20 protein-coding genes are annotated in these 24,113 nt (G+C 49.6%); 12 read left to right on the forward strand and 8 right to left on the reverse strand.

What is annotated here, in order from left to right; genetic code table 11:
* The first annotated feature begins 177 nt into the window (after positions 1–177).
* Together ACN0YR_RS05290 and ACN0YR_RS05295 are read left to right on the forward strand one after the other, a co-directional pair.
* A complete protein-coding gene (locus tag ACN0YR_RS05290) occupies positions 178–684 on the forward strand; it encodes an SRPBCC family protein (RefSeq protein ID WP_417848152.1) in 507 nt (168 codons plus the stop codon).
* The gene (locus tag ACN0YR_RS05295) at positions 677–2,158 is read left to right on the forward strand and encodes a deoxyribodipyrimidine photolyase (protein WP_417848153.1); all 1,482 of its coding nucleotides are present in this window, start codon (positions 677–679) and stop codon (positions 2,156–2,158) included. The genes ACN0YR_RS05290 and ACN0YR_RS05295 overlap by 8 nt, the downstream gene beginning before the upstream one ends.
* Before the next feature lie 179 nt (positions 2,159–2,337).
* On the opposite strand, the gene ACN0YR_RS05300 is transcribed toward ACN0YR_RS05295, so the two are convergent.
* The 4 genes from ACN0YR_RS05300 to ACN0YR_RS05315 form a co-directional block, all read right to left on the reverse strand.
* On the reverse strand, positions 2,338–3,477 hold the full coding sequence (locus ACN0YR_RS05300; protein ID WP_417848154.1) for a type III polyketide synthase: 1,140 nt from the start codon (positions 3,475–3,477) through the stop codon (positions 2,338–2,340).
* A gap of 286 nt (positions 3,478–3,763) precedes the next feature.
* Complete coding sequence (locus ACN0YR_RS05305; RefSeq protein ID WP_417848155.1) at positions 3,764–5,071, reverse strand: PQQ-binding-like beta-propeller repeat protein; 1,308 nt, start codon at positions 5,069–5,071, stop codon at positions 3,764–3,766.
* Positions 5,072–5,590: 519 nt separating this feature from the next.
* Positions 5,591–6,460: a hypothetical protein gene (locus tag ACN0YR_RS05310; RefSeq protein ID WP_417848156.1), complete on the reverse strand. Its 870-nt coding sequence runs from the start codon at positions 6,458–6,460 to the stop codon at positions 5,591–5,593.
* A gap of 77 nt (positions 6,461–6,537) precedes the next feature.
* Positions 6,538–7,896 (reverse strand): reverse transcriptase family protein, encoded by a 1,359-nt coding sequence (locus tag ACN0YR_RS05315; RefSeq protein WP_417848157.1) that lies wholly within the window; start codon positions 7,894–7,896, stop codon positions 6,538–6,540.
* 537 nt (positions 7,897–8,433) lie between these two features.
* On the opposite strand from ACN0YR_RS05315, the gene ACN0YR_RS05320 reads away from it, so the two are divergent.
* Positions 8,434–9,009 carry an RNA polymerase sigma factor gene (locus ACN0YR_RS05320; RefSeq protein ID WP_417848158.1) on the forward strand — a complete coding sequence of 192 codons (576 nt, stop codon included), beginning with the start codon at positions 8,434–8,436 and terminating at the stop codon, positions 9,007–9,009.
* Between the two features lie 134 nt (positions 9,010–9,143).
* Here ACN0YR_RS05320 and ACN0YR_RS05325 read toward each other — a convergent pair whose 3' ends face one another.
* Positions 9,144–10,076, reverse strand: a complete 933-nt coding sequence (locus tag ACN0YR_RS05325; RefSeq protein WP_417848159.1) for an aminotransferase class IV — start codon at positions 10,074–10,076, stop codon at positions 9,144–9,146.
* A 222-nt stretch (positions 10,077–10,298) separates the two neighbouring features.
* On the opposite strand from ACN0YR_RS05325, the gene ACN0YR_RS05330 reads away from it, so the two are divergent.
* The 5 genes from ACN0YR_RS05330 (at position 10,299) to ACN0YR_RS05350 (ending at position 13,520) form a co-directional block, all read left to right on the forward strand.
* A complete protein-coding gene (locus ACN0YR_RS05330) occupies positions 10,299–10,814 on the forward strand; it encodes a hypothetical protein (RefSeq protein ID WP_145195114.1) in 516 nt (171 codons plus the stop codon).
* 129 nt (positions 10,815–10,943) lie between these two features.
* Positions 10,944–11,171 carry a membrane protein insertion efficiency factor YidD gene (gene yidD / locus ACN0YR_RS05335; RefSeq protein WP_231739810.1) on the forward strand — a complete coding sequence of 76 codons (228 nt, stop codon included), beginning with the start codon at positions 10,944–10,946 and terminating at the stop codon, positions 11,169–11,171.
* Between the two features lie 395 nt (positions 11,172–11,566).
* A complete protein-coding gene (locus tag ACN0YR_RS05340; protein ID WP_417848160.1) occupies positions 11,567–12,232 on the forward strand; it encodes a hypothetical protein in 666 nt (221 codons plus the stop codon).
* 130 nt (positions 12,233–12,362) lie between these two features.
* Complete coding sequence (locus tag ACN0YR_RS05345; RefSeq protein ID WP_417848161.1) at positions 12,363–13,256, forward strand: hypothetical protein; 894 nt, start codon at positions 12,363–12,365, stop codon at positions 13,254–13,256.
* Positions 13,257–13,391: 135 nt separating this feature from the next.
* A complete protein-coding gene (locus tag ACN0YR_RS05350) occupies positions 13,392–13,520 on the forward strand; it encodes a hypothetical protein (protein WP_261341963.1) in 129 nt (42 codons plus the stop codon).
* Positions 13,521–13,612: 92 nt separating this feature from the next.
* Here the strand turns inward: ACN0YR_RS05350 and ACN0YR_RS05355 are convergent, their stop codons facing one another.
* On the reverse strand, positions 13,613–13,930 hold the full coding sequence (locus ACN0YR_RS05355) for a MazG nucleotide pyrophosphohydrolase domain-containing protein (protein WP_417848162.1): 318 nt from the start codon (positions 13,928–13,930) through the stop codon (positions 13,613–13,615).
* Positions 13,931–14,120: 190 nt separating this feature from the next.
* Between ACN0YR_RS05355 and ACN0YR_RS05360 the strand changes: the two genes are divergently transcribed.
* The 3 genes from ACN0YR_RS05360 to ACN0YR_RS05370 all read left to right on the forward strand — a co-directional run bounded on the left by ACN0YR_RS05360 (position 14,121) and on the right by ACN0YR_RS05370 (position 17,327).
* The gene (locus tag ACN0YR_RS05360) at positions 14,121–15,392 is read left to right on the forward strand and encodes an aldose 1-epimerase family protein (protein ID WP_417848163.1); all 1,272 of its coding nucleotides are present in this window, start codon (positions 14,121–14,123) and stop codon (positions 15,390–15,392) included.
* Positions 15,393–15,714: 322 nt separating this feature from the next.
* Positions 15,715–16,617, forward strand: coding sequence for an MBOAT family protein (locus ACN0YR_RS05365; protein WP_417848329.1), 903 nt, complete (start codon positions 15,715–15,717; stop codon positions 16,615–16,617).
* A 311-nt stretch (positions 16,618–16,928) separates the two neighbouring features.
* The gene (locus ACN0YR_RS05370; protein ID WP_417848164.1) at positions 16,929–17,327 is read left to right on the forward strand and encodes a hypothetical protein; all 399 of its coding nucleotides are present in this window, start codon (positions 16,929–16,931) and stop codon (positions 17,325–17,327) included.
* Here the strand turns inward: ACN0YR_RS05370 and ACN0YR_RS05375 are convergent.
* The gene (locus ACN0YR_RS05375; protein WP_417848165.1) at positions 17,320–20,919 is read right to left on the reverse strand and encodes a glutamine synthetase adenylyltransferase; all 3,600 of its coding nucleotides are present in this window, start codon (positions 20,917–20,919) and stop codon (positions 17,320–17,322) included. The two genes, ACN0YR_RS05370 and ACN0YR_RS05375, sit on opposite strands and share 8 nt — an antisense overlap.
* Before the next feature lie 379 nt (positions 20,920–21,298).
* The gene (locus ACN0YR_RS05380; protein WP_417848166.1) at positions 21,299–22,429 is read right to left on the reverse strand and encodes an aldose 1-epimerase family protein; all 1,131 of its coding nucleotides are present in this window, start codon (positions 22,427–22,429) and stop codon (positions 21,299–21,301) included.
* Positions 22,430–23,123: 694 nt separating this feature from the next.
* On the opposite strand from ACN0YR_RS05380, the gene ACN0YR_RS05385 reads away from it, so the two are divergent.
* On the forward strand, positions 23,124–23,957 hold the full coding sequence (locus ACN0YR_RS05385; protein ID WP_417848167.1) for a glycosyltransferase family 2 protein: 834 nt from the start codon (positions 23,124–23,126) through the stop codon (positions 23,955–23,957).
* Positions 23,958–24,113: the final 156 nt, after the last annotated feature.

Consider the following 24,113-nt stretch of genomic DNA (forward strand, 5'->3'; position numbering starts at 1 on the left):
GCGTCCAAAGTCGACGAAATGACTCAGGTGTCTAGAATCCATCGAAAGCAGTTTGCTCTACCCCTTGCCCAGGAAAAACGCGTTTTATCACTAAAATTGCTGTTCTCCACCGGGGCAGGTCACGTACACCAATTCGAAAGATGCTCTCACGCAAAAGCAGGAAAGTGTTCTGAGAAAATGAAATTTGAGCAGAATCAAGGCGATGGCTGGGCTTTTGAAGTCGAGCAATGCTTCCATCAGTCGCGTTCAGGACTCTTCGAGTTTTTCAGCGATGCCGGGAATCTGGAGGAGATCACTCCACCTTGGTTGAACTTTCGAATTCTCACACCAGCACCAATTGAAATGTGCGTCGGGGCTCTGATTGACTACAAATTGAGGCTGCGATTCGTGCCTGTCCGCTGGCGAACGGAAATCAGAGTTTGGGAACCTCCATATTGCTTCGTCGATTCCCAGTTGCGCGGCCCTTACAAAAAGTGGATTCACGAACATACTTTTGAAGAGATCGATGGAGGAACGCTGATGCGTGATCGAGTGGTGTATGACGTCCCCGGAGGGAAGCTGATACATGATCTGATCGTGCGTAAGGACCTCGAAGAAATCTTCCGTTATCGCCAGGAAAAACTTGCTGCCAGATTCGGCGAGTTCGAGAAAACAACAAATGCCAGCGGAGCGTTGAATGAGTGATGTCCCCGAAATCCGGATTCGCGAGTTGAACAACCACGACGTCAATAAGTCGGGGGATTACATCTTATATTGGATGATCGCAAACCGACGCTCGCGCTCAAATTTTTCATTAGAGCGAGCTGCGGAGTGGGCTCAACGACTCGGTAAACCTCTGATTGTGTTTGAAGCAGTTCGCGTGAAATATCGCTGGGCGAGTGACCGAATGCACAAGTTCATTCTACAGGGAATGGCGAATCAGCGAGAGTCTTTTAAAACCGCCCCGCTGACTTATTACTGCTACGTCGAGCCTGAGCCAAACGATGGGAAAGGATTGCTGGAAGAACTCGCAGAGAAAGCATGTATTGTCGTCACTGATGACTTTCCATGCTTCTTCATCCCGACAATGTTGAAGGTTGTTTCTCGTCGAGTGAAGGTCAAGTTGGAAGCTGTCGATTCCAACGGACTGTTCCCGATGTCCGCAACAGATCGAGTGTTCACCAAAGCACATTCGTTTCGACGCTTTCTGCAAAAAGAAATTCTCGAACATCTGGAAAATGTGCCGAGCGAAAACTTTCTGCGGAAGCTCGATCTCCCGAAGGCAGTCAAAGTTCCCCAGCAGATTCTTTCAAAATGGCCAGAAGCGACTGATCTGACGTTAACAGCCAGCGATGATGTCTTGAAAACTTTTCCCATTGACCATGCGGTAACGCCCGCCTCATTCGATGGCGGAGAAGTCGCAGCCGCGAGGACGCTGAAAGAGTTCCTCGATGATGGCTTCGAGCGTTATGCCGATGATCGAAATCATCCCGATACCGACGCGAGTAGTCGACTCTCACCCTATCTACATTTTGGGCACATTTCGGCGCATACGATCTTTTCGGAAATTGCCGCCCGTGAAGGTTGGACGCCTGCAAACGTTGCAGAGAAGCCCAACGGGTCGCGTGAAGGTTGGTGGGGAATGTCCGAGCATGCAGAAGGTTATCTTGATGAGGTGATCACCTGGAGAGAATTGGGATACAACATGTGTTCTCATGAGTCGAACTACGACAAGTACGAATCACTTCCCGACTGGGCGAAGACGACATTGGAGGAGCACCTCCACGATGAACGTGAGTACGTCTACACTCTGGGAGAGTTTGAATCAGCAAGCACGCATGATGAAGTCTGGAATGCAGCTCAACGTCAGCTTGTGCAAGAAGGTCGCATGCACAACTATCTGCGGATGCTCTGGGGAAAGAAGATCTTCGAGTGGAGCGAAACTCCGCGAGATGCCATTCAGGTGATGATTGAGCTTAACAACAAATACGCGGTCGACGGCCGCAACCCGAACAGTTACTCCGGCATCTTCTGGGTTCTGGGACGATACGATCGTGCCTGGGGGCCCGAGCGAAGTGTCTATGGAAAGATTCGCTACATGACCAGCGAAAGCACTAAGAGAAAGCTGAAAATGAAGGAGTACCTGAAACGGTACTCCAGTCACTCAAAGCTGTTTTAATTAGCAGACTGAAGAGGCTTGCTAGAGCATCTTTCGAATTGGTTTGCAGGTTCTGCCTCGTGGCGAACAGCGATTTTATTGATGAATCGCGTTCTTCACGGGCACGACGAGTATTGGGAATGAAACTGTTCTACGCGGGCTTGCCGAGATGCAAATTGCCCGCGAACTTCGGGGGCTCATTAAGCTGCGAGATCTTGAGGGTCTGTGTTGGCGAGACCGGCTGCAGCTTTCCCGATGAGTGTCGCTTCAATTGTTAGGCCGGGCCCAAATGCAATCGCGACACATGGGAGTTCTGCATTTCGTTTTCGCAAACGGTCAAGGATAAATAGTACCGTTGGCGAGGACATATTCCCAACGTCGGAAAGGACATCCCAGCTGTCCTGAATGTCTTGCCGAGTAATTCCGAGTGACGCACTGGCAGCTTCGAGAATCTTCGGTCCACCTGGATGAATTGCCCAGGAGCGGATGTCAGACAACTTCATGCCCGACTCGTTCAGCCAACCTTTGACCCAATCTCCCAGCTTGTCTTCAATGAGTAAAGGGACTTTCGTCGAGAGGCGAATGTCGAGTCCATGATCTCCGAAAGCGACTCGCAAATTGTCACGTTCGTTGTTGAGTAAGTACCCACGACTCAAATCGACTTGCCAGTCTGAAGTCGGTCTCGATGTTCCAACAACGGCAGCGGCTCCGTCTGCGAAAATCGCATTCGTCACGAGCTTCTTCGGCATTGGCTGCAAGTCGTAATGAGCACTGCAAATTTCGAGTGCAACCATCAGCACGACAGCGTCGGTTTCGGAACTTGCGAAGGCGTTGGAAACTCGCAGTCCGTTCATCGCAGCCTGGCACATCATCATGCCGACGTTGGTTCGCTCAACGTGCTTGGAGAGACCGATTGATTCGACCAGGGCTGAATCAAAACCAGGTGCCGAACCAGCAGTGCTGGAAACCGTAACCAGGTGGGTCACATCTGTTGCAGACAAGCCTGCTTCTTCGAGTGCTTTCATCGCAGCTTCTGCGGCGAGTGGGCCAGCAGCTTTGTCGACCAGCTGAAGACGGTGGAATGTTCCCGGACCGCCATTTGTGCGAATCTCGTCTGCTTCCTGATGCGCAATGTCAGCTTTAGAAAGCAAGTTCCTCAGCATGATTGGATCATGTACAACGTGACGCTGCTGGATTGTTGTCTTGGGGTACAACCGGCTGAGGGTATCGATCAGTTCGGGATGACCTTCGGCAAGTAGCTGCGCGATTCGGAGGGACTCATCTTGAGTAACAGTTGTTTCAGGGAGTGCGGTCCCCATTCCCAGAATTGATAGTGGCATAATTTCCTCAACGACAAATTGCGTTCTTCGATGGATTGGCCAAATAGCAGTTGCAGAGCATCTACAAAGCGAGACCAAGAAGCACAGACTGGTTTCTCGTCAATGCGAGTCAGCTGCTTGAAAGAATGCGAAGAGGTTTCATCGAAAATTCGGAGAGGAGATGATTAACCTGTTACGACAGTCGCAACTGTCGTAGTAGTGATCATATTTTCGACATTTGCGACTCGCGTCTTTCATGCAAAATCACACTGCAATCAATCGAGCGAGTCGCAATATGTCGGTTATATTAGTTATCAGACCGGTTCGGAGACTCAGCGATGCAGTACACATATTCCTGGCGAGTTTCACCAGTTTGTTGAGCGACACGGATGAAAATCTGTCCGCCGCAAATCGCAGGTGTCGAGAAGCAAACATTTTCAAGATTGTTTTTCGAGACAAGTGTGAACTCGTCTGGAGAGGCCTCAAAAATGAACGATTCGCTCGCCTCGTTCGAAACATAAATCAGATTTCCGACTAACACGGGCGACGATGAAAACGTTCCGCCGAGACGGCCTTTCCAGATTTCTTCACCAGTGGCTGCATTCCAGCACATTGCAACTCCAGCATCGGTGACGCCGTACAAGTATCCATCTATAATGAGCAAGGAGGGGACATAAACTCGTACACCATTCTCCCATTCCGTTTTTCCTGATCCATCAGTTCGGACAGCAGCGACATGATTCTTCGGATAGCCGCCAGTCGTGTAAATCAGGTCTCCATTAGTCACTGTTGATGTGACGCACTCTGTCGTCGCGCCTTTGATTTCCCAGTTCTCTTTCCCTGTTAATGGATCAAGACTCGTCACCAAATCACAGCCGATCATGATCAGTTGTACTTTGCCCGAGGTTTCCATGATGACTGGTGAAGGATAGTTTGGAGTTTCAGGCCGGTCGTGCTTCCAGACGACTTTGCCTGTCTCTCGATTCAAGCCGGCAATCGCTCCGCCGGACTTATTGTCTGCCACGACAATCACGAGCTGTTCATGAATTACGGGAGACGAACCGAAACCCTGATGGACGACATAGTCACAAATTTTCTGCTGCCATAAAATTTCACCTTCAAGATTCAGGGCCGATGTGTACATCGCGTCGTCGTTCAGGAAGTTGATAAACAATCGCTCGCCGTCACAGGCAGGTGTCGAGGAGGCTTGAGTCCCTTTTTTATTCCGTGGAAGAACTGCATGACCCTGATGGACCACAGTTTCCCACTCAATCTCTCCTGTCTTTCGGTTCAGGCAAAGCAGGGATCGCGTTTCTTTGTCATCAACAGAGGTTGCTAAGTAAACATGCTCCCCTACGACAATCGGCGAGCCATGCCCTTTTCCCGGAATCGCCTTCTTCCAGGCGATGTTGGTTTTCTCATCCCATTTGACAGGCGCCTTTTGATCGGGTGAAGCATGTCCATCTCCATTTGGTCCTCGCCAGGAGGGCCAATCTGCCGAGGCAGGCTGGCGAACTTTTTGCACAGTTTGTGTGGTTGGTGCTTCTGCTTGAAGCTGTGAAAATGCGAAGAGTCCCTGGGAGACAACCACAGCTAGAATGAGATTTCGGTTCATCAAATTTCACTTTCAGTCAGCCGGGAAGAGCAACTCAGCTCACGGCAAAGAATGTCAAAATTAGAGCATCTTCAAATTGGTGTTCGCGTCCTGCCTCGTGGCGAACATCAATTTCGCTGGTGAAACATGTTCTTCACGGGCACATGGTAGAGCAAACTGCTCTTAACACGAGATCATTATTGCATCAATGAGGATGGATTCCAATCTCCACTCTCTTTTCACGCTGCAAATGGTGCGTTCGAGAGTTGGTGGACAGAATCTCATGAGATTTCCTTCTCTCCTCGCAATCGACGAGGTCGACAAATTGAACACTCAGCAACAACTTTGAAGCGTTGGCACTGGATAAAGAAACTCTGCTTGGCTGCTCGGGACAATGGTCCCGAGCTACGAGTTATGTCGAGAACTCCTGAAGTTCGTTTTCGTCACTTCGTCACTTTTGTTGCCAGCTTGCCATGGGGCAGGCAGAATGTGTGAAGTAGACATTGGCTTTGCTTCGGAGTCGGGCTCGCGATAGCTGGATCAGCCGACATCTTCAATTTCGGGAAGTATGATCGGCTTCTGCTCCTGAATGGCTTTCATCCAGAAGAGCAGAACGGTGAGCGGGGCTCCGCAATTGGCGATTCGGATGAGTGTGCGGTCGTAGCCGTACTGTCCGTATGCGAGGGTGTAACTGGCAGCGAGGAACAATCCCCATGTTGCCATCACAAACGCAATCATTCGATTGCGCGATGTCATCAGATTCAGAGCAAGTGCGATCTCCGCAATTCCAATAATCACGAGCACCATTTGAGCATGACCACGCGTGATCGGGTAATGGAAAACGTTGCGAGCTGTCCTTCCGATGATTTCGACAAACTCTCCCCCAGCTTGGTACTGGTAGAGCACAAGCATACCGTGGCCGAAGAAGGTCGTGGCGGTTGCCAGTCGTAACATTTTTATTGAGGAGAGACAGAACGCCAACGTCGGTTTTACACGTGGAGGCCAGAAGTCGACCATAAGCAGCGCGGTCGGAACGGTCATGCGAACTGCTTGATTCATGACTTCCAGATACGGCAGGAGACCTTTCTGAGCAAGGATGACTCCGATCGCAGTTCCGACCTGGAAAGCTCCCAGAGGGATCAGCATGGCCCACATCGGTCTGAAGAGACTGACCACACCGCAGGCGATCAGGAAGTAAGCGGTGTAGTCTTCAAAGAGAGCGATTTTCGCATCTGGAAATTTGCCCCCTTTTCTCAGAATTTCAAGGAGAGCGAATTGTTTTCCATGGTGCAAATGACCAGCCGCGTAACCCCAGCACTGAATTGCAACCACCACACGTAGCGTGGCTTGAACAATGCGAATTCCCTTGGGCGAAGGGGTTTCGAACGGATTGTCGGGTTGCTCAGACATCGGAATCGCGAGCTCCTTCCTGGATTCGCCTCCGATTCTGAGAAGAGTTGTGTCTCTTGTAAACAGCTGATGGATGCTTACCAGCGGATCTTCTGGTAGATCTCAAGCAATTTCGCTCCCCGGCTTGGATTCAATTGCATCATATGAGCAATTCGTCCGCGGAGATGAGAGGCGAAATCGGGGTGCTGATTTCGGTTTTGTTGTTGCGGACCTGTTTTGACACAGTTGTGCAAGATCGCTTTAAGTTGATCGTAGTCTTGCCGAGAAACGTTGATCTTCTCGTTGACCACAACACCGGTCACGCATTGCCGTTGGCTGTTGCGGATAATCTTTCGCTTCTTCTTGTTCACCAAGAAACGTTCGGAAGTGATGATTTTCGAGGTCAGCGGGATGAATTCATTGAGAGCCGGGATCGACAGGCCCGGTCCCGAGAAGGTGAGGTCATCGGCGTAGCGGGTGTATTTAAGATTGTAAGCCTTGGCCATTCCTGACAGTCGGACGTCCAGAGCAAAGGCTGATAAGTTGGCGAGGGCAGGGGAGGTAGGCGCACCTTGCGGGAGATGAGGAGGCATCAACTGCCAGAACTCCCAGTTTTTCATAGGGGCATCCAGGCTCCACGGAGGAGCTGAGACCGTCAAGCGTGCAAGCCAGATGCTGACTTCACGGCTAAATCCAAGGCTACGGAAAATTGCCACAACGCGCGAGTAACGAACTGTCGGATAAAAGTTTTCCAGATCCAGCTTCAAGAGAAACTTACTCCCTACATGCGGGACTGCATTCGAGAGAATAGAACGTCCCGGCACAAATCCGTGAGCTGCCGGATGGGCGGGAACGAGGTCGAGGATTTCGCGAAGAATTTTTGTTTGAACTCCCTTTAATTCCTCTTTGGGAGCTTCGATCAGTCGCCAACTGCCAGAGCGTTTCTTTTTCCATTGAAAGTGATAGTGAGCGTCCTTGACATCTTTAGGACGGTTGCCATCCCGCATGCGATGAGTCAACCACGCCAGCTTTCCGATGGAAATGCCGAACCAGTCTGCTAAATCGTCCGGAGTCGCCAGTGTTGGCAATCCGTAATATTCCAGCCAGCGTTCATCGGCATCCTGGCTGAGATCCAGAAACTCTCCTGGGTGTGGCCCCGGAACGGCAAATTTGTAGGGGCGGTGCGAAACAATTTCTTGCTCCTGAGGAGTCGCAACAGTGCTTGGACGATAGCCCAACTTCCTCAGGACAATGTTTTTTGATTCTTTTCTTTCTCGATAAACTCTGGTCGAAGAGGAGTTTTCGGGTGACGAATGTTCATGATGAACTGCTTCGCCAGCATCAGCCTGGTTTCTCTCAGTCTGAGCGCGGCCTGCATTGACGTCAGCGTGAATGGGCTCGGATTGCACCTGAGCAGAACCACCAAACAAGCCTTTAATGAAGTCAAAAAGCCCCATAATGTTTGTGCTTTTCCCAGGCCGGCAAATGTTTGAAAGTTCAGATGTACGAAGAGTTTCAATAAAAACGAAGACTGACCGGTGGGTTGCACAACGCATCCTGTGGCGAAGCTGTCTGACGGAAACAATGCTTTCCGTCGGACAGCTTCATCCGACGAATCTCGAACAACGTTTCTCCCGTGGGGTAACCCCACAGTGTCCTTGCGGACCAAGCTTATGCAACCCACAGGCCATATCTTCCTCTGGCTATTATGGTTCGGTTGATGTCGATACGTCAATACAGCCGGTTTTTCCGGATCATTCGGATTCGTTAAAATCTTTCGCTGATTGAACCGAAAGACTAGTGGACAGATGGTCCCAGTTGCCGTTTAAACACTTCACGCATAAAATGGGACTGTGGTAAAGACGACAAGACTGAGACGACAGGACAAAGAAGACGTTGTCAAGAAGGACATTGTGAACTTCTCTCACGGTCAGGTCTAGCGGACAGTATATTGTAAACTTACTGCCAGAGATCTCTGAAATAGGGCGTTCCTCGTGCCATTACTGGAAACAGATCGACAAATCCTCAACCGCTGCCTCCAGCGTGAGCCAGGGGCTTGGGAAGCTTTTGTCGATCGATTTCTTGGAGTCTTCATTCATGTCATCAGCCACACAGCACATGCTCGCAGCTTAAAACTCTCTCAGGCTGACATCGAAGATCTCTGTTCAGAAATCTTTTTGACGCTCCTGAAAAATGAATTTGCGGTGCTCAGGCACTTCAAAGGGCGTTCTTCGCTGGCCAGCTATCTGGTGGTTGTGGCAAGGCGAATCGTTGTTAAAGCTGTCATCAAGCGAAAGCAGCTGGAGGCAATGGGCCACGTCAATGCTCATCAATCGGCATTGCATGGCGGAGGGTCTGATCACGTGCAGCGACTCTCGGACACGGAAGAAGTTCGTGTCTTGCTAGCTCAGCTGCCCGCTTCAGAAGCCAACGTTGTTCGACTCTATCACCTCGAAGGGAAGAGCTACCGGGAGATCAGTAACCTCATCGGGATTCCAGAAAACTCGATTGGCCCGACTTTGCATCGTGCCCGAGAGCGGATGAAGCAACTCAAAGTGACCAGCGAGTAAAGCGAGCGTCAGGAGAAATTTGTCGATCACCGTAGTTTCGGGACGATTGGCCTCTCCGGAAGGTGACACATCTCTTTCCGTCTCACTTTTCGAATACAAAGTCTTCATCAGACGCCAAGCTGGCGCCTCACGGCTCATTTTGCGCTCTTTGCCTGTTCCACGAAATCGAGCCCAATGGATGTTGTCCAAGACTGACGGATTTTTTCAGTCACAGTTCCCGGGATCGAGGTTCCAATCGAGTTCCCGTCCACCGACGCAACGGGCATCAGGCAGAACGTCGATGAGGTCAAAAAGGCTTCATCAGCTTGCAGTAAATCCGATTTCTTCAGGTCGGTAAACGTGAATGGGATTTCAAGCTCTTCACAAATTTGAATCACGTGCTGTCGGCTGATTCCATCCAGTGTTTGAGATTCACGAGGAGAGAACACCGCTCCGTTCTTGACGATCATCAAATTGCCGCTGCTGGTTTCGGTCAGGCAATCATATTCATCAAGAAGTAAAGCCAGCGCTCGTGGGTTTTTTCTACGAGCTTCCTGATCGGCCAGTTGCCAATGCAAACGGCTGCGCATTTTGATTTTGGGATCGATGCTGATTCGGGGAATCTGCCGAACTTCAGGCACGATGAGTTCAACACCCTGGGTGTATCCAGCGGTCCATTTCGAAAAAGGAAGCGGAGCTGAATAGACGCAAACTGTCGGTTTGCTTTGATCGATCAGCCCGTTGGAATCCCCGACAGCTTGCCCGGCTGAGATGAAGAGGACAATCGCGAGGTCTGAATTGACGGCGAGATTCTTGGTGTTCAGGCGAGCGATTTCTGCAACGACATGCGATAAATTGCTCAAGTCAGGTAAGTTCGGCCACCCGACGAGGTCGAGAGATTGTTGTAACCGTTTCAGGTGTGCGTCCACATCATATGGAACATGCCGAAACGTGCGCAGACGTTCGGTGACTGTCGCTCCCTGCATGATCGCCAGATCGAACACCGGCAATCTCGCATCCTGAAACGGGATCATGTCGCCATTCAGGTAGCAAATCGATTCAGACTGTTTCTCTTCTTGAAATTGCATTGTTCTTGAAAATCATTGAGGCACTCCGAGGTCAGTCATGCACTCGAAGTGCCGGACCGTTCAGCATTCAGGCTAACGAAAAACTCCCGGTTGGGACCAGTACCCTCTCGCAACTGGCAGCGTGGACATGGTATCATCAAGCGAGCTGAAATCTCAGTGTGGGACCAGGTGTGGGACCAATCGAATCCCTATTCATTCAATATCAATGACTTAGACTCAAACATGAACGTTGCCCTTGTTCGCTATGGTGCGGTTCCTGAAGTCGCACGTGCCGGAATTCCCGCAGAGTTGACGATTCGTCGGGATGACGAAGTGATTGTCGAGACTCATCGCGGGTTGGAACCCGGAAAAGTGTTGGAGCTCATCAAGCCGCCGGTAGAACCTGGCGTGGAAGTGGTTGAGCCGAGTTTTCAGATTCAACGTTTGAAAACAGAAGCAGATTGCCAACAGGAAGTGATTCTCAGAGAACGAGTTCAGGCCGAATTCGACGACTGGTACCAACGGATTGAAGACTGGGGGCTTGATCTCCAGCTGATCGATATCGATTGGACACTGGATGGAGAAAAGCAGATTCTGTACGTCTTGAACGAACGTGGTCCCGAATGCACAAAGTTGGCATTGCAGGCTGCAGCTGCCGGATTGGGCATTATCGAAGTCCAACCAGTTGGTGAAGATGGGCCTGTGGCGATGCCTTCGAGTGGTGGTGGAGGGGGCTGCGGGAGTTGCGGATCTCACTGATGCCAGAATTGCCACTGATTTTGGGCACTGTGTGTGGTGTGGACTCGCGACTTGTCATCAAGCCGAGGCCAGCGGTCCAAAGGTAATAGGAAATCTGAAATCGACAACCTTGGCTTCTGGGATCGTCTTGTGAAGATTCTCTACCAACTTCCTTCATTTCTGCTAATCCTCGCTGTGAAAGGCTACCAGATCACATTAGGTCCTTTCCTGGGAGGAAGATGTCGATTTGAGCCATCTTGCAGTGTATACTTTATTGAGGCGGTCAAGAAATACGGAGCAATCCGCGGAGCGACCAAAGGTCTTCTTCGGATTTGTCGTTGCCATCCATTTAGTCGGCCTGGCTACGATCCTCCGTAATTCCTGAAAGCCTTAAGTCGTACAATCGATACAGTCACTCTCAGTTCCCATCGACTCTGCGTCATCGTCGAAACTCAGGCACTTCTGTCTCCACTTTGGTCTATGAATGCCGAAAACTGTCGATATGGAGTTCTCTTTTCGAGAATTCCAGCTGATCAGTTCGAGCTTCGATGTGATTTGTCAGGAAGAAACATCTCACATGGAATACCTTAAACTCGTTGACAATTAGATTTTCGCAGTCGTACTATCACGAAACATCTTATTATTCCAATTCTGACCATGTTTCATGGTGTCACGCAGCGATCTCCAGAGATTTCGAGCTCTGGAGGATGTGAACGCATCAAAGATTCCTTAAACTCCTTTTCGTCCAGCATTCAATCAGGTAACTCTCTGGCATGACGAAAATCAGCAAAATTCTCGCTGTCTTTGTGGCAGTCGCCAGTCTTTCCTTTGTCGGATTCGCCATCGCGACGACCTTTGGCGGTCCCGATTGGGTAGACGTCATGGATGCCCCGTATTTCCAGGATTACCAGATTTCCCGTTCTGTCGGAGCGGATCCATCCTGGACTGCGACACGTGGAAGTGACGGGGGGCAAGTTGCGACGTCCAAAGTCTTACCTGAAGTTCTCAGCAAAGTGATGGACGAAGTTTATCAGAAGCAGCAGCAAGAACTTCAGGAGCTGCAAGCCAGAGAACCGATTCTGCAAACTCGAAATGAGCGGCTCAGCAAGTTGCAGGAAGTCGACGATAAAGCGCTACAGGCATATATTGATAAGCTGCGAGTTCGGATTGCCGACCTGACCCAGCAGGAGAGTGACCTTACGTCGAAGGTCACATCGATGGCGGAAGAGGCTCAAAAAATCGAACGACAGGTTGTCTCACGTCGGGAAGATATTTTCCGATTGAGTCAACAGGTGGAAGAGTTAAAAGCCGATTTATTTCGACTGAAAGAAATTCGCGCCCAGTTGCAAGACGTCAATTTCCAACTGAACGAACTTCTCATTCGTGCAGATGAACGAAATCAGCTTTTGACCAAAGAATACAATCCAAAGCCACAGTAATTGATATAGAGCTCGACTGAAAATTTTGAACACTGGCTTCGCTTAAAATTTGAGAAGCCATCATCAAGTTTCAGGATTTGTGCAGATATTGAAGTGAGTTTCTCCTCAGAGATCACGTTCGGAGTGAAAAATGTCATACGTCGGAAAAATTCTGGTAGTCGTTCAGGTGGTTCTCAGCCTCCTGTTTATGGCCTTTGCTGGAGCTGTGTACTCCATGCACCAGAACTGGCACTCCAAGTATGTCGCAGAACAGACTCAAAAGAATGAGTTGCAGACTGCCAAGCAACAAGTCGAGCAAGAGCTCGCACTTGCTCGACAGGACCATGCGACGAAACTCGCCGAAGAAAAAGCTCGAGCAGATCGATTCCAGGCATTGAACCAAACATTGGATGCCCAGAACAAAGGTCTGGCGATCGAAGTTGAGAAGAAAGAAACTCAACGCGAAGAGCAAACTGGTCTTTCCATGGCCAAGCAACAGGAAGCTGTCTTCCGACAACAGGAAGCAGAGAAGCAGCGAATCGAAAACGATAAGCTCCGCGTTGCCTTGGACACCGAGTCTGCAAAAAACCGCGATCTTCAGGATCAGGTCTTTACCAGTAACGTCAATCTTGAAGAATTGCGTGCTCGCTATGACAAGATGCTCGAGAAAACAGCTTACTTAGAACGTGTTGTTGCTGCACATAATCTGGAAACAGATCCTGATGTGGTCGAGAAGATGAAACTTCCTCCGCCACCAGTCGAAGGTCTGGTCATCGAAGTCAGTAAGAACCGGGCCAATCGCATTGAATTTGTCCAGCTCTCGATCGGCAGCGACGACGGACTGATCGTCAGCCATGAACTCGATGTCATTCGACTTAATGATGATGGAACATCAGATTGGCTTGGACGTGTTCGAGTTGTTGATATCGAACCCAACACCTCTGTTGCACGTGTCATCCTGCCAGCAAAGAACGGCATCATTCAGAAGAGCGATACTGTCACATCCAAACTTGGGCAGCCAGCAGTCAGCCTTTCTTCGAACTAGAACCAGTCCGAAAACCTCTGAAATAGCTGCTTCTCTCAACGCTTGAGAGAGCAATTTCAGGATCAGTTCAAATACTATTCCCCGGATCGAAGATCCGATTTCCACTTGAATTCAATCTTTATCGGGAGTCCAATCATGGCACGTGGAGAAGACGCAGCACCAGACATTTACGTTGGCCTGTTGTTTGTGGCAGTCGCATCACTTATCACTGGATGCATCTTTCTCGCCCTGGAACTGCAAAGTTACGGCTGGAAGTTCAATTAAGCGGTTCAACGCTTGCACAGAGCCGATCAATTCACAAAAAGCACGCTTTGCAAAGCGTGCTTTTTGCATTCGCGATTAATAATTTGGCTCCGTTACGGTTTCTCTTCGATCCGGCAGTTGCAAACCATCTCTCCGCATCCCGGACATCCGTTGCCATATTTTTCGATGACAGCCTGTTCCAGGTCGATGTTGGCAACGTTTGCAATCGTAGCCAGCCAGGCAAGCACGTCGGCGAACTCTCTCGCAAGTTCTTCAGGCGTCCCCTCTCGCAACGCCGCAGCCAATTCGCCAACCTCTTCCATCAACCACATGAACGTCCCGTCGATGCCGCGCTGCTCGTCCTTAGTCGAATACATTTTCTGAATCAGTTCCTGAAGTTCTTTCAGCGACATCGTTTTGGGGGCGTTCATAATTATTATCGTGTTGAAGATTCTTGGTTGGCAGTCTCGGCAGTATGGTAGCGAAACAGCAAAAGAGTGTGCATCATCCCGGTGAGAGCGTTTCAACAATAGCAGGTTCTCGGGCCACAACGTTGCAGTTCTCAGAGACGCAAGAGATGATGGAGCCGATTTTCTCACTCGTTCTTGTTGAGGGTTTTCCATGCAGTTGTTCCGATCGTCTCTGTGCGTCAGTTCGTTTCTTTTCTTCGGCATCTTCGTCATGAATTCGGCCTGTCATGCTGCGGATGACTTTCACCGATTTACAATCACGAACACCGCTGAGAAGCAATACGTCGATTCGATAACGCTATCGCCCAAAGACTTTGGAGGCGTGGCTGCCGATTCCAAATGGCGAGTTCGCAAGGAGATCCTGCGAGGCGGAAAACAGGAAGGGGTCGATCTGATTACTCTCGACAACGGGCAGATGAAAATTCGCATCATCCCGACTCGTGGGCTGAGCATTCTTGACATGCAGGTTGGAGATTTCAGACTCGGTTGGGAATCCCCTGTTAAAGAGGTTGTCCATCCTCAATTTGTCGATCTCGATACCCGTGGCGGACTCGGATGGCTCGATGGATTCAATGAGTGGATGGTCCGTTGCGGGCTGGAGTTTGCCGGTCATCCGGGAACCGATAAGTTCGTCGACAACACGGGAGCCGAGGCCGAGATGGAACTGACGCTGCATGGTAAAGTGGGCAACATCCCTGCTTCCGAGGTGGAATTGCGAATTCAGAAAGAAGCTCCGCATCGAATTACGATTCGTGGCACTGTTCATGAGCGAATGTTCTTTGGTCCCAAACTCGAACTCGTCACCGAGATTTCAACAATCCCCGGTTCTCAGGAAATTACAGTTTCTGATTGGGTGACCAACCGAGGCGCTGGCGATCAGGAATTGATGCTCATTTACCATACGAATTATGGGGCACCTCTGTTGGAAGAGGGAGCCGAACTGCTTGCCCCGATCAAGTCTCTCGCACCGATGAACGAAACCGCCATCGCCGGGCTGAAGAGTTATACGACGTACGCCGCTCCAACTCCGGGATTCAGCGAGCAGGTTTTTCTTACTGAACTATTTGCAAATGCAGAAGGCGAAACAACCGTTTGCCTGAAAAGCAAAAGTGGCCAACGAGCAGCATCGATCAGTTACCAGACGAAGCAGCTTCCCTACTTCACCATCTGGAAGAACACGACCGCCAAAGCAGATGGCTACGTCACCGGCCTCGAGCCCGGAACGTGCTTCCCGTTCAATCGTCGGGTCGAACGTCAGTTCGGCCGAGTTCCGAAACTGGCTCCGGGGGAAACGCGGGAGTTCTCACTCACTTTCGGCCTGCATCTCGACGAGAAAGAGGTTCAGAAAATCACTCAGAAGATCGATCAAATTCAGGACGGGCGCAAACCCGAAATCAGCCAGACTCCTCCCCAGCACGATTGAACGGCAGTGGCTGAGGGAAACTGGAGTTCGCATAGAACCATGAGACAGCACGAGTCGTTCGTTTTCAATATTTTGGGAAAGAAACCTTTAGGAAATAAACGAAATAAACATTGTGAACCCAGCCCCTTTCTTACGGTTTTCATAGAAGAAGTGCGACGCAGTGGGCGAAACGATATTTGATCGCTTCCCACTCGTCCGCGAAAACTGTCAAAGGGAACCGATGTGGACTGCAACGAGCAAATCAAGGAGAGCAAGCGGCCCGCCAGAGCAAATTCAATCTTGGTCTTTACGTTCTGCCTCGTGGCGAGGAGTCTGTGAAGTGATGAAAGAGAACTTCGTGGGCAGGACACGCCTTAAAAATGCTCCAATCACGATCGCGGTATTCGCTTTCGCTTTAATCACCTTTTTGGCGATCAACCTCAGCACAAAGTTGCTGATTCCAAATTGGGTTTTCATGTGGTCGATTGCAGTCGTCGTGTATGGGACTTGTAAAGTTCTCACCTGGATGCGAGCCCAGCCTGCAGGCAATTGGAAGAAGTCACTCATTTACCTGTTTTTCGAACCGGGACTCAACGCCAAACGGTTTCTGTCAGACCGCTCAAGAGTAGATCCGCCTGGTTGGATTGAGTGGATTTGTGCGTGGACATTCTTCTTCGTCGGAATCCTCTTTGTTGCGGTGATCGTTCCTGCGATTCCCGAGGAACAGCGTTCTTTGTCAGCTGCAATCGGGATGATCGGAATCGTTTTAATACTCCATTTCGGTCTTCTTGATTTACTCTCACTGACGTTGAGAAGTGCAGGGTATGCATCGACGTCGTTAATGAATGAGCCATGGCGCGCTACGGGCGTTGCCGATTTCTGGAGTCGTTGGAATACCGGATTCCGTGATCTCTCGCGAGAATTCATCTTTTACCCACTCGTGAGAAGTAAACAGACGCAACTCGGACTTTGGGCAACCTTCCTCTTTAGTGGACTGGTTCACGATCTCGTGGTTTCAATACCGGCCCACGGAGGTTACGGATTGCCGACTCTCTATTTTTTGATTCAGGCGTTGGCGATGAACTTTGAGCGATCCCGCCTCGGGAAGACATTAGGGCTTAATCGCGGTTGGACCGGATGGTTGTTCACCGCATTGACAGTCTTGTTGCCGGTCTCGTTGCTGGTTCATTTCCCGTTTCAGGAAAATGTCATCATTCCCATGTTGAGCGACTTGGGGAATTTTTAGAGCATCTTTCGAATTGGTGTTCAGTTTAGAACCAGTCCGAAAACCTCTGGAATAGCCGCTTTCCTCAACGTTTGAGAGAGCAATTTCACGTTTCAGGACCAGTTCTAGAGCATCTTTCGAATTGGTTTGCAGGTTCTGCCTCGTGGCGAACAGCATCTTTACTAGAGAGATGCGTTCTTCACGGGCACACGGTAGAGCAAACTGCTCTAGATATAGCCCTCGGTGAGTCACCGGGGGAGGTAAACGACTACTCAAGATAGAGCGACATGGCTGCAGGCCAATCGTGAATTTGCTCCAGGAGCTACCAAATCATGACCAGTCAAATGTTTGTTGTCCTTGGAATTCTTCAACTGGGTGTTCTGTTCGCATCAGCGCTTGTTCCATTTCAACTCAGCTGGAAAGAGGACTTGGCTCTCCTTCCGAAACTGCATCGTCAACTTTTCTATGTGTATGGCGGATACGTGGTTTTAGGGATTGTGACCTTAGGCGTTATCTGCATTGTGGCTGCGAATGATCTGGCCGAAGGATCGTTGCTCGCAAAAGCATTCTGTACCTACGGGATGCTTTTCTGGGGAGTTCGCCTGTCGCTTCAGGCAGTGCTGGAGGCCAAACCATTTCTGACGACGTCACTCTTAAGGATCGGATACCACGCACTCACCGTTGTCTTTTTACTCTCAACGATCCTCTTTGGAGTCGCGGTTTTCAACTGAGTCGATTCACGGAGCCGATTAACTGTTCGAATTGCGAAATGAAATCGATAACCGTGCGAGTTTGCTGTTCAATTTCGGCATGAAGGTTCGCCTGTTTGAAGCCCAGCCTTTTAGCGAGAAACTCAAACTGCTCCGTTTCGTGATGCGGAATCGTCAGGTCGCTGGCGTCTCCGCGAACCATTCGCATTCCGTCAATCAGTCGCCTTAAAAACCGGTAGGCGTCTCGAAGTTTGACTCGCTGATCTGATGTGAGAATTCCCTGTTGTTCCAACCCTTTCATCGCCAGACGGGTGTTCGGTTCGCGAATCTCCTTGGAGAGATGTCCGAACGTCATCTGGAGTCCCTGAACCAGATACTCGCAATCGACCAACCCTCCCGGGCTCAACTTGGCATGAAACGTACCCGGCTTCACAAGTTGGCGAATTTGTTTTTCTCGAATCGCTCGCATCGCAGAGAGGTCGAAGGGCTTACCTGTATAGATAAGTCGGTCTCGCAGTTCGACGATGTCGTTACCGTAAAGCTGGTCCCCGGCAATCGGCCGCAGCTTGACCAAAGCCTGTCGTTCATACGGCCATGCAGGTCCATCCAAGCGGAAATAGTTCTCGAATACTTTTTGGGAGACAGCCAGACTTCCCGCATTTCCGTATGGTCTCAGTCGAAGGTCAACCTCGAAGATTCTTTTTTCTCGGCTGTAAATCGTCTTCTGGAATTGTTCGACGAGTCGCTGAAAGAATTCCGCATTGGAGATCCGTTGAGGACCAGTTGTATGCCCCTCGTGATCGTAGAGAAACATCAACTCGATATCAGAAGCGTAGCCAAGTTCGGATCCTCCGCATTTTCCCAAAGCACAAAGAGAGAATAGAGATTCCTCTCCCCGGTCATTTTTCGGGCGACCATATTTCGAATGAAGTTCGGACAGGCAGAGCTCGACAGCTGCTTCTACGACTGTTTCGGTAACAGCTGTCAGTTCTCGTGAGAACATTCCAAACTCAGATTGCAATTCGAGAATGTGCCGCATGTCGACGCGCATCATGGCCCGGTCTTTGAACTCATTCAAAACCTCGCGTTTCTGAGCTGGCGCAACTTCTGACATTTTCTCTGATAGTTCTTCCGATAACTCTTCTCGGGTTCTTGGGTGTTGCAGTCCTGAAAGATCTGTCACGACTGGAAACAAATTGTGGTGCTGCAAGCGCAGAAAATCTTCCCACAGAAAATCGCTGAACCCCAGGAGCTTTGCGATCGCCTTCAACACGTCCGGTTGTTGAAGGCGTTGCATTTGATCAATCCAGTCCTCTTGCTCAAAAAGGTTCTTCAACAATTCACGAAAGTGAAGGAGTGCCTTTTCAGAGTTGGGGGCATGTGGAAGGAAATGTGTGAAATGTTTGATGAGGACGATCGTTGTGCGAAGGTGGTTTCGTTGAACCTCATCAAGGACAGTGTTTCCGTTTGGCTCTTCAATCCAAAGCGTATCAATGGCATGTATGCCATCAGATTCAACAGTCATTCGATTAATCGAATACCCATTGACGGAAATGGCGTTGGTCAATTCGAACAAGAACCCCGGGACATCTTCACCTTGAATATTTAAAATTGTCGAATTCGATTCCTCATCTTGCTCGATAGAAATCTCCACAGGCAGTAATGGTTCGGAGAGATCTGGTTGAGACGGAATGGTTTCAGCGAGCCGTTGGACCAGTTGTTTCTGAGCAGCAAGAACATTTCCAGCGAGTGAATATTTGAGCAACGCATTCAGTTCTGTTTTAAACCGGCTCCAAACGTCATTCTCTTGAAGCGATTGTCCGGATGTTGCTCGAACACGAAAGCGATTGACAAAGACAGGTCGTTCAGTCGAAGCAGAGCGAATCGTTTCAGCTGTTCCGGAGATGATGTCAAAACCATAGACGAGTAAGAGCCCGCAAAAGATAGGGACTTCGCCGAGATGGTCGTAGCCGACGAGGTATAATTCGTGCTCATCTTCCCCCGTCGATCGAATTTCCATCGCGACGACGTTGGAGTCGCTCAACTGCTTCTGAAGAGCAGAGGCATCGAATGACTTCGGTTCATGCAATAAGTTGATCGAAGGTGTTGTGGCTATTTGAGGAACAGATGCCTGCGGTTCACTCTGTTGCCGCATATGTTTGTCGAAAATTTCTTTGACAGCTCTTGTTTGGTTTGCATACTTCTCCAGAAATAATTCTGAGTTCGGGAAGTCGAGTCGACGGGCCAGATAGTTCAGCTCACGTATCGACTCTGGCAGAAAGTATTCGGGTTGGTTATGCATCAACTGCAGAGAGTGTTCGACAGTTCGCAGCATCACATAAGCGGAGCTTAAGGTTCGGTATTCCTGAGCATGAAGCAAGTTTGCTTCGGAAAGGTAGATCAAACTTTCCAGCGTCCCGACTCGACGAATCTGCGGTGTTTCGTTTCCATGAATGAATTGAAGATACTGGACAAGAAATTCAATATCGCGGATTCCCCCTGGCCCACCTTTGACGCCGTGTCGCGTCCGAAATTGACTTGAAACCTTCTCTTCGATTTGGTCCTTCATCGCCCGGACGGACTCTCGGACCACTTCCGGATCTGCGTTGAATGCCTCTTTCTTCACACGATCAAGAACTTCATAGCCCAGCTGAATGTTCCCTGCGATCGTTCTGGATTTCAGAATTGCTTGTCGCTCCCATAACTCCGCATTTTTTTCATAGTAAGCTGAGTAGGCGTCAGCGGTTGTTACTAAAGGACCAGAATTTCCCCATGGTCGCAGTCGCATATCGACTCGGTAGAGAAATCCCTTGGGAGTGAAATCTGAAAGAACCTGTATCAGTTTCTGGCCGATACTGGCGAGCCGATCAGGCTGCTCTTTGCAAAGAAAGACGAGGTCGATATCAGAACTGTAATTGAGTTCCAAGCCCCCCAGTTTCCCGAAGGCGATGACTGTGAAGTCGGGAGCGTTCAGTTGTTGGATTCGCAAAACTTCTTTCAAGGCGATTTGCACGATCGCATCTGCAAGCGATGAAAGCTGCAACGTGACCGTTTTCAGGTCCATCAAACCAAACGTGTCACATGCAGCAATCCGTAGAATTTCCCATTGCTGAAATGTCCGCAAATGGATTTTTAAATCATCGAGCGAATCAGTGCTTGTAAGACTTGCGTCAGCGTCCTTAAGAAAGTCCTCTCGGCTTTTAAACTCAGCAAGACGTTTGTATTGCGTGAGACGATCCAGATACTCAGGATGACGTAACAAAATCTCGGTGAGAAACTGGCTTCCAACAAAGAGACGCGTCAGGATTTCGATCGATCTTGGATTTTCAACAAACGCTTGAATCATTTGTTCGCGGTTGTCAATTGCGTTGAGAAACCTTTGAAAGTTTCGCAGAGATCGGTCGGGATCGGCTGTTTCGGACAATGAGTACAAAAGGGATGGAAGAATTTCTCCAAGCGACTTCAACTGTTGAGGCGACTCAGCGATCGATCTCAGTCCGAGAAGTCCGTCAACTGGATTTTCCAAGCCAACAAATGCGATGAGTTCGACCAGTCCGGTCAACTCTTCGTCACTTGCCGTGAGCAACAGTCTCGCCTGAGCAGCTTCAATCATTTGTGCAGACTATCGAATCTGGACTCGTGCCGCGTCCACTCTGAATAACAGATCGAACCACGTCTCATGAGTTCGTCAAAGAGTGCTCCAATTTACTCAAACAGCATGACCTCCAGAACAGTTTTGTCCCTTCGGTTCGGGGAAATCATTTGTTCAGTACAAGAAAGGCATATTCGCGGAGACTAAAATTACGAACGCATCGAGAATCGATGTTGAAATCCGAGTTCGCTCTTTCAAGCACTAAATAAGGACCACTCTGTAAGTTTTCGGACTGGTTCTGTAGCGTCTTTCGAATGGGTGACACGCCCGTGAAGTTGACTTTCAGGACCTCTAAGACTGCTCGTCATACGGCTGTACATAAGTGCCAGATTGGCTTGCCTTAGCGGATCGAGGAGTATGGCGAGATCGGTTGCGGGCAAATTTCAGGAGTCGTGTCTCCCTGGATCTTTGCAATTCGGTCACGAATGCTTGTTACTTCCTTTGAATCTGGGTGGACTGCCAGCGTGAGTTCGACATCGTAGGTTGCCCCTGGTTGCAGGTCGATCACGCGTCCTTGTGCTCGTTCGAACGATTTGAAATTTGGGAAGTTTGTCCCCGGCTCGAATCCGGTGACATACCCGTCCTGCAGTGCCTGTGTGCATTTCCATTGTGAGAAGCAGGGAAGTTGTTCTTTTTTGAATTCCAGGCTCACGCCATAGTCGCCGTTTCGGGATTCCAGCAACGCAACTGATTTTCCGTTGGCATCCGCTAGCGGTTCGATGAAGTAGACCTGTTCAGTGTAACCTTTGGTGGGGGCAAGATAGGTTTGATACTCCTGGACATCCTCTGCGGATCGTGGAGTGTTTGGAACAACGTGCGACGCCGGAATCGTCAACTTCGCGCCCTCTTCCAGAATGGGGCTTCCGAAGTTTGTGTGATACAGAATTTCCAGTTCGGTCGAAGCAGATCCCAGATTTGTGATTTGATCCCGAATCGTGAATGCTTTTTCACCATGCTTCATCGTGATTCGAGACGTCAACTGCAACTGTGGGCCAAAGAGTGTCGTCTCATCGACAATTCCAGAAACGCCGATTTCTCCGTTCTCGTCAGCGATAAACTTGACTGAGTGAGCGGGGATGTTGGCCACTTTTCCATGGAGCGTCAAATCAGATTCGATTGAGCTGGCCATTTTTTCATCCTGGCCGGGAGGACCATTAAAAGAGAGGCCACAGCGACACATCAGTTCATTGAATCCATCAAGCCAGCCTAAACCGTTGCGGCTTTTGGCGTTGACGAAAGCGGGATGGACAGGGTTGCGGATTGGAGAATCCCAGCCGATTCTCTTATCGCCCAGTTTCGCCTGCCAGACCCCCATTCCACGCGTCGGAAAAACATGGAATGAGAAGTCACCAGATTGAATTTCGACAACTTCCACGCCTGCGGAAAGCCCCTCTTTGAATTGGCCTCTGCGAATTGCCCAGTCTACTGGAGTTTTCCCAGAGTGAACTGTTTGATATTCAACGTGTTCCATTTTAGAAAACCAATCCAATAGTTGATTCAGTGGGTTGAGCAAGTGAGAGCCAGTACGTAGTTAGCTCCGTTTCTCTGAGTTCCTCTGCGGTTGGATTCGAGTATAATCGTTGGTGTTCTACGCCTTCAACGACTACCGTCATAATCATTTCAGGTTGTAGCAGCCAGATTACTAGCAGAGTCCCGTTAGGTATCTGTCCCCCTTTATTGAAATGGACTCACTTTGAACGAATTTTTCGAGTAGATTTGGGCAAATACATCCACCTGCGGGTCGATGCCAAGGTCCTGTGCCGATACAGTTTTCTTGGATCGGCCGTTTGGGCAAAATCGCCGGATCAAGACCGGTTCACATTCATAAGCTGAATGAGTCCTCTGGCAGGTACAGACCAAATCAGAACGCGAGTTACTTCAGGGCAATTCCTAGAGCAGTTTGCTCTACCCTGTGCCTGTGAAGAACGTGTTTGATCAATAAAATTGCTGTTCGCCACGAAGAAGAACCTGTATACCAATTCGAAAGATGCTCTAACAGGTCGATTTCGTAAAGCATAAACTGGTTGTTAGAAAGCCGAATTGTTCAGCGACCAAAAATGTAGGAAGTGATGGCATCGCCAAGAACGCACTGACAACCCAGTACAAGATTAATATTTGATTGGGCCTGACAGCTGAAATCTCCAGAAACGAGACTGAATTGGATCATGGATAACCAGCAAAATTTTCACGAAGACGCACCAGCCTATTCACAGGAATGGTACAACACACTTAAGAATGTGTTGGGAGAAGCTGGCTGCCGGCAACTCGGGATCTATGCTCTCCCGGACGACTTTGTACTCTCCGTCGTCATTCCAATTTACAACGAAAGAAATACGCTTCCGGATTTGCTTGATAAAGTGCGTGAAGTGCCGATTCGCAAAGAAATTGTGTTGATCGATGATTGCAGCCAAGACGGGACTCGTGAACTGTTGAAAGAGTACTCAGAACGAGACTGGGATGATCCACTCAACTCGATCTCGGTCCATTTTCATGATGTCAATAAAGGCAAAGGAGCCGCCGTCACGACCGGCTTCTCAAAGGCGACCGGCGATGCCGTCATCATTCAGGATGCCGATCTCGAGTATGATCCATCAGAAATTCCTCGGTTGCTGCAACCGATTGTGGATGGCCGAGCAGATGTTGTCTTTGGGAGTCGCTTTCTCGGTGATCAGCCACACCGCGTACTCTACTTCTGGCACTACGCTGGCAACAAGTTTCTGACACTCATGTCAAACTGCTTCACCAATCTGAATCTGACCGATATGGAAACCTGTTACAAGGTCTTCAATAGAGAAACGATCCAGGCTCTCTGGCCGAAACTGCAACAGCAGCGATTCGGTATCGAACCAGAAATGACCGCCAAGGTTGCCAAGATGGGGTGTCGTATCTTTGAAATGTCTGTCAGTTACAATGGGCGAACATACGAGCAGGGCAAGAAGATCGGTGTCCGCGACGGCTTCAACGCCCTCTACTGCATTGTTCGCTACGGACTATTTTAGGGTATTTTCAATCCTTCTCGTGCCCGTGATGAAGATTACTTTCATGACTTCGCAGACTGGTCGCCACGAAGTAGAACGTAAAGACCAATTCGAATAAATCTATAAGATAAGCCGCATACTCAAAAACGAGTATGCGGCTTGATTTTTGTGATCAGT

Source organism: Thalassoglobus sp. (assembly GCF_048270125.1).
Taxonomy (GTDB): Bacteria; Planctomycetota; Planctomycetia; order Planctomycetales; family Planctomycetaceae; genus Thalassoglobus.

Coding starts and splice junctions, on each gene's coding strand:
- ACN0YR_RS05290 (WP_417848152.1), top strand. CDS start 178: ATGAAATTTGAGCAGAATCAAGGCGATGGCTGGGCTTTTGAAGTCGAG.
- ACN0YR_RS05295 (WP_417848153.1), top strand. CDS start 677: ATGAGTGATGTCCCCGAAATCCGGATTCGCGAGTTGAACAACCACGAC.
- ACN0YR_RS05300 (WP_417848154.1), bottom strand. CDS start 3,477: ATGCCACTATCAATTCTGGGAATGGGGACCGCACTCCCTGAAACAACT.
- ACN0YR_RS05305 (WP_417848155.1), bottom strand. CDS start 5,071: ATGAACCGAAATCTCATTCTAGCTGTGGTTGTCTCCCAGGGACTCTTC.
- ACN0YR_RS05310 (WP_417848156.1), bottom strand. CDS start 6,460: ATGTCTGAGCAACCCGACAATCCGTTCGAAACCCCTTCGCCCAAGGGA.
- ACN0YR_RS05315 (WP_417848157.1), bottom strand. CDS start 7,896: ATGGGGCTTTTTGACTTCATTAAAGGCTTGTTTGGTGGTTCTGCTCAG.
- ACN0YR_RS05325 (WP_417848159.1), bottom strand. CDS start 10,076: ATGCAATTTCAAGAAGAGAAACAGTCTGAATCGATTTGCTACCTGAAT.
- ACN0YR_RS05330 (WP_145195114.1), top strand. CDS start 10,299: ATGAACGTTGCCCTTGTTCGCTATGGTGCGGTTCCTGAAGTCGCACGT.
- ACN0YR_RS05340 (WP_417848160.1), top strand. CDS start 11,567: ATGACGAAAATCAGCAAAATTCTCGCTGTCTTTGTGGCAGTCGCCAGT.
- ACN0YR_RS05345 (WP_417848161.1), top strand. CDS start 12,363: ATGTCATACGTCGGAAAAATTCTGGTAGTCGTTCAGGTGGTTCTCAGC.
- ACN0YR_RS05350 (WP_261341963.1), top strand. CDS start 13,392: ATGGCACGTGGAGAAGACGCAGCACCAGACATTTACGTTGGCCTGTTG.
- ACN0YR_RS05355 (WP_417848162.1), bottom strand. CDS start 13,930: ATGAACGCCCCCAAAACGATGTCGCTGAAAGAACTTCAGGAACTGATT.
- ACN0YR_RS05360 (WP_417848163.1), top strand. CDS start 14,121: ATGCAGTTGTTCCGATCGTCTCTGTGCGTCAGTTCGTTTCTTTTCTTC.
- ACN0YR_RS05365 (WP_417848329.1), top strand. CDS start 15,715: ATGAAAGAGAACTTCGTGGGCAGGACACGCCTTAAAAATGCTCCAATC.
- ACN0YR_RS05370 (WP_417848164.1), top strand. CDS start 16,929: ATGACCAGTCAAATGTTTGTTGTCCTTGGAATTCTTCAACTGGGTGTT.
- ACN0YR_RS05375 (WP_417848165.1), bottom strand. CDS start 20,919: ATGATTGAAGCTGCTCAGGCGAGACTGTTGCTCACGGCAAGTGACGAA.
- ACN0YR_RS05380 (WP_417848166.1), bottom strand. CDS start 22,429: ATGGAACACGTTGAATATCAAACAGTTCACTCTGGGAAAACTCCAGTA.
- ACN0YR_RS05385 (WP_417848167.1), top strand. CDS start 23,124: ATGGATAACCAGCAAAATTTTCACGAAGACGCACCAGCCTATTCACAG.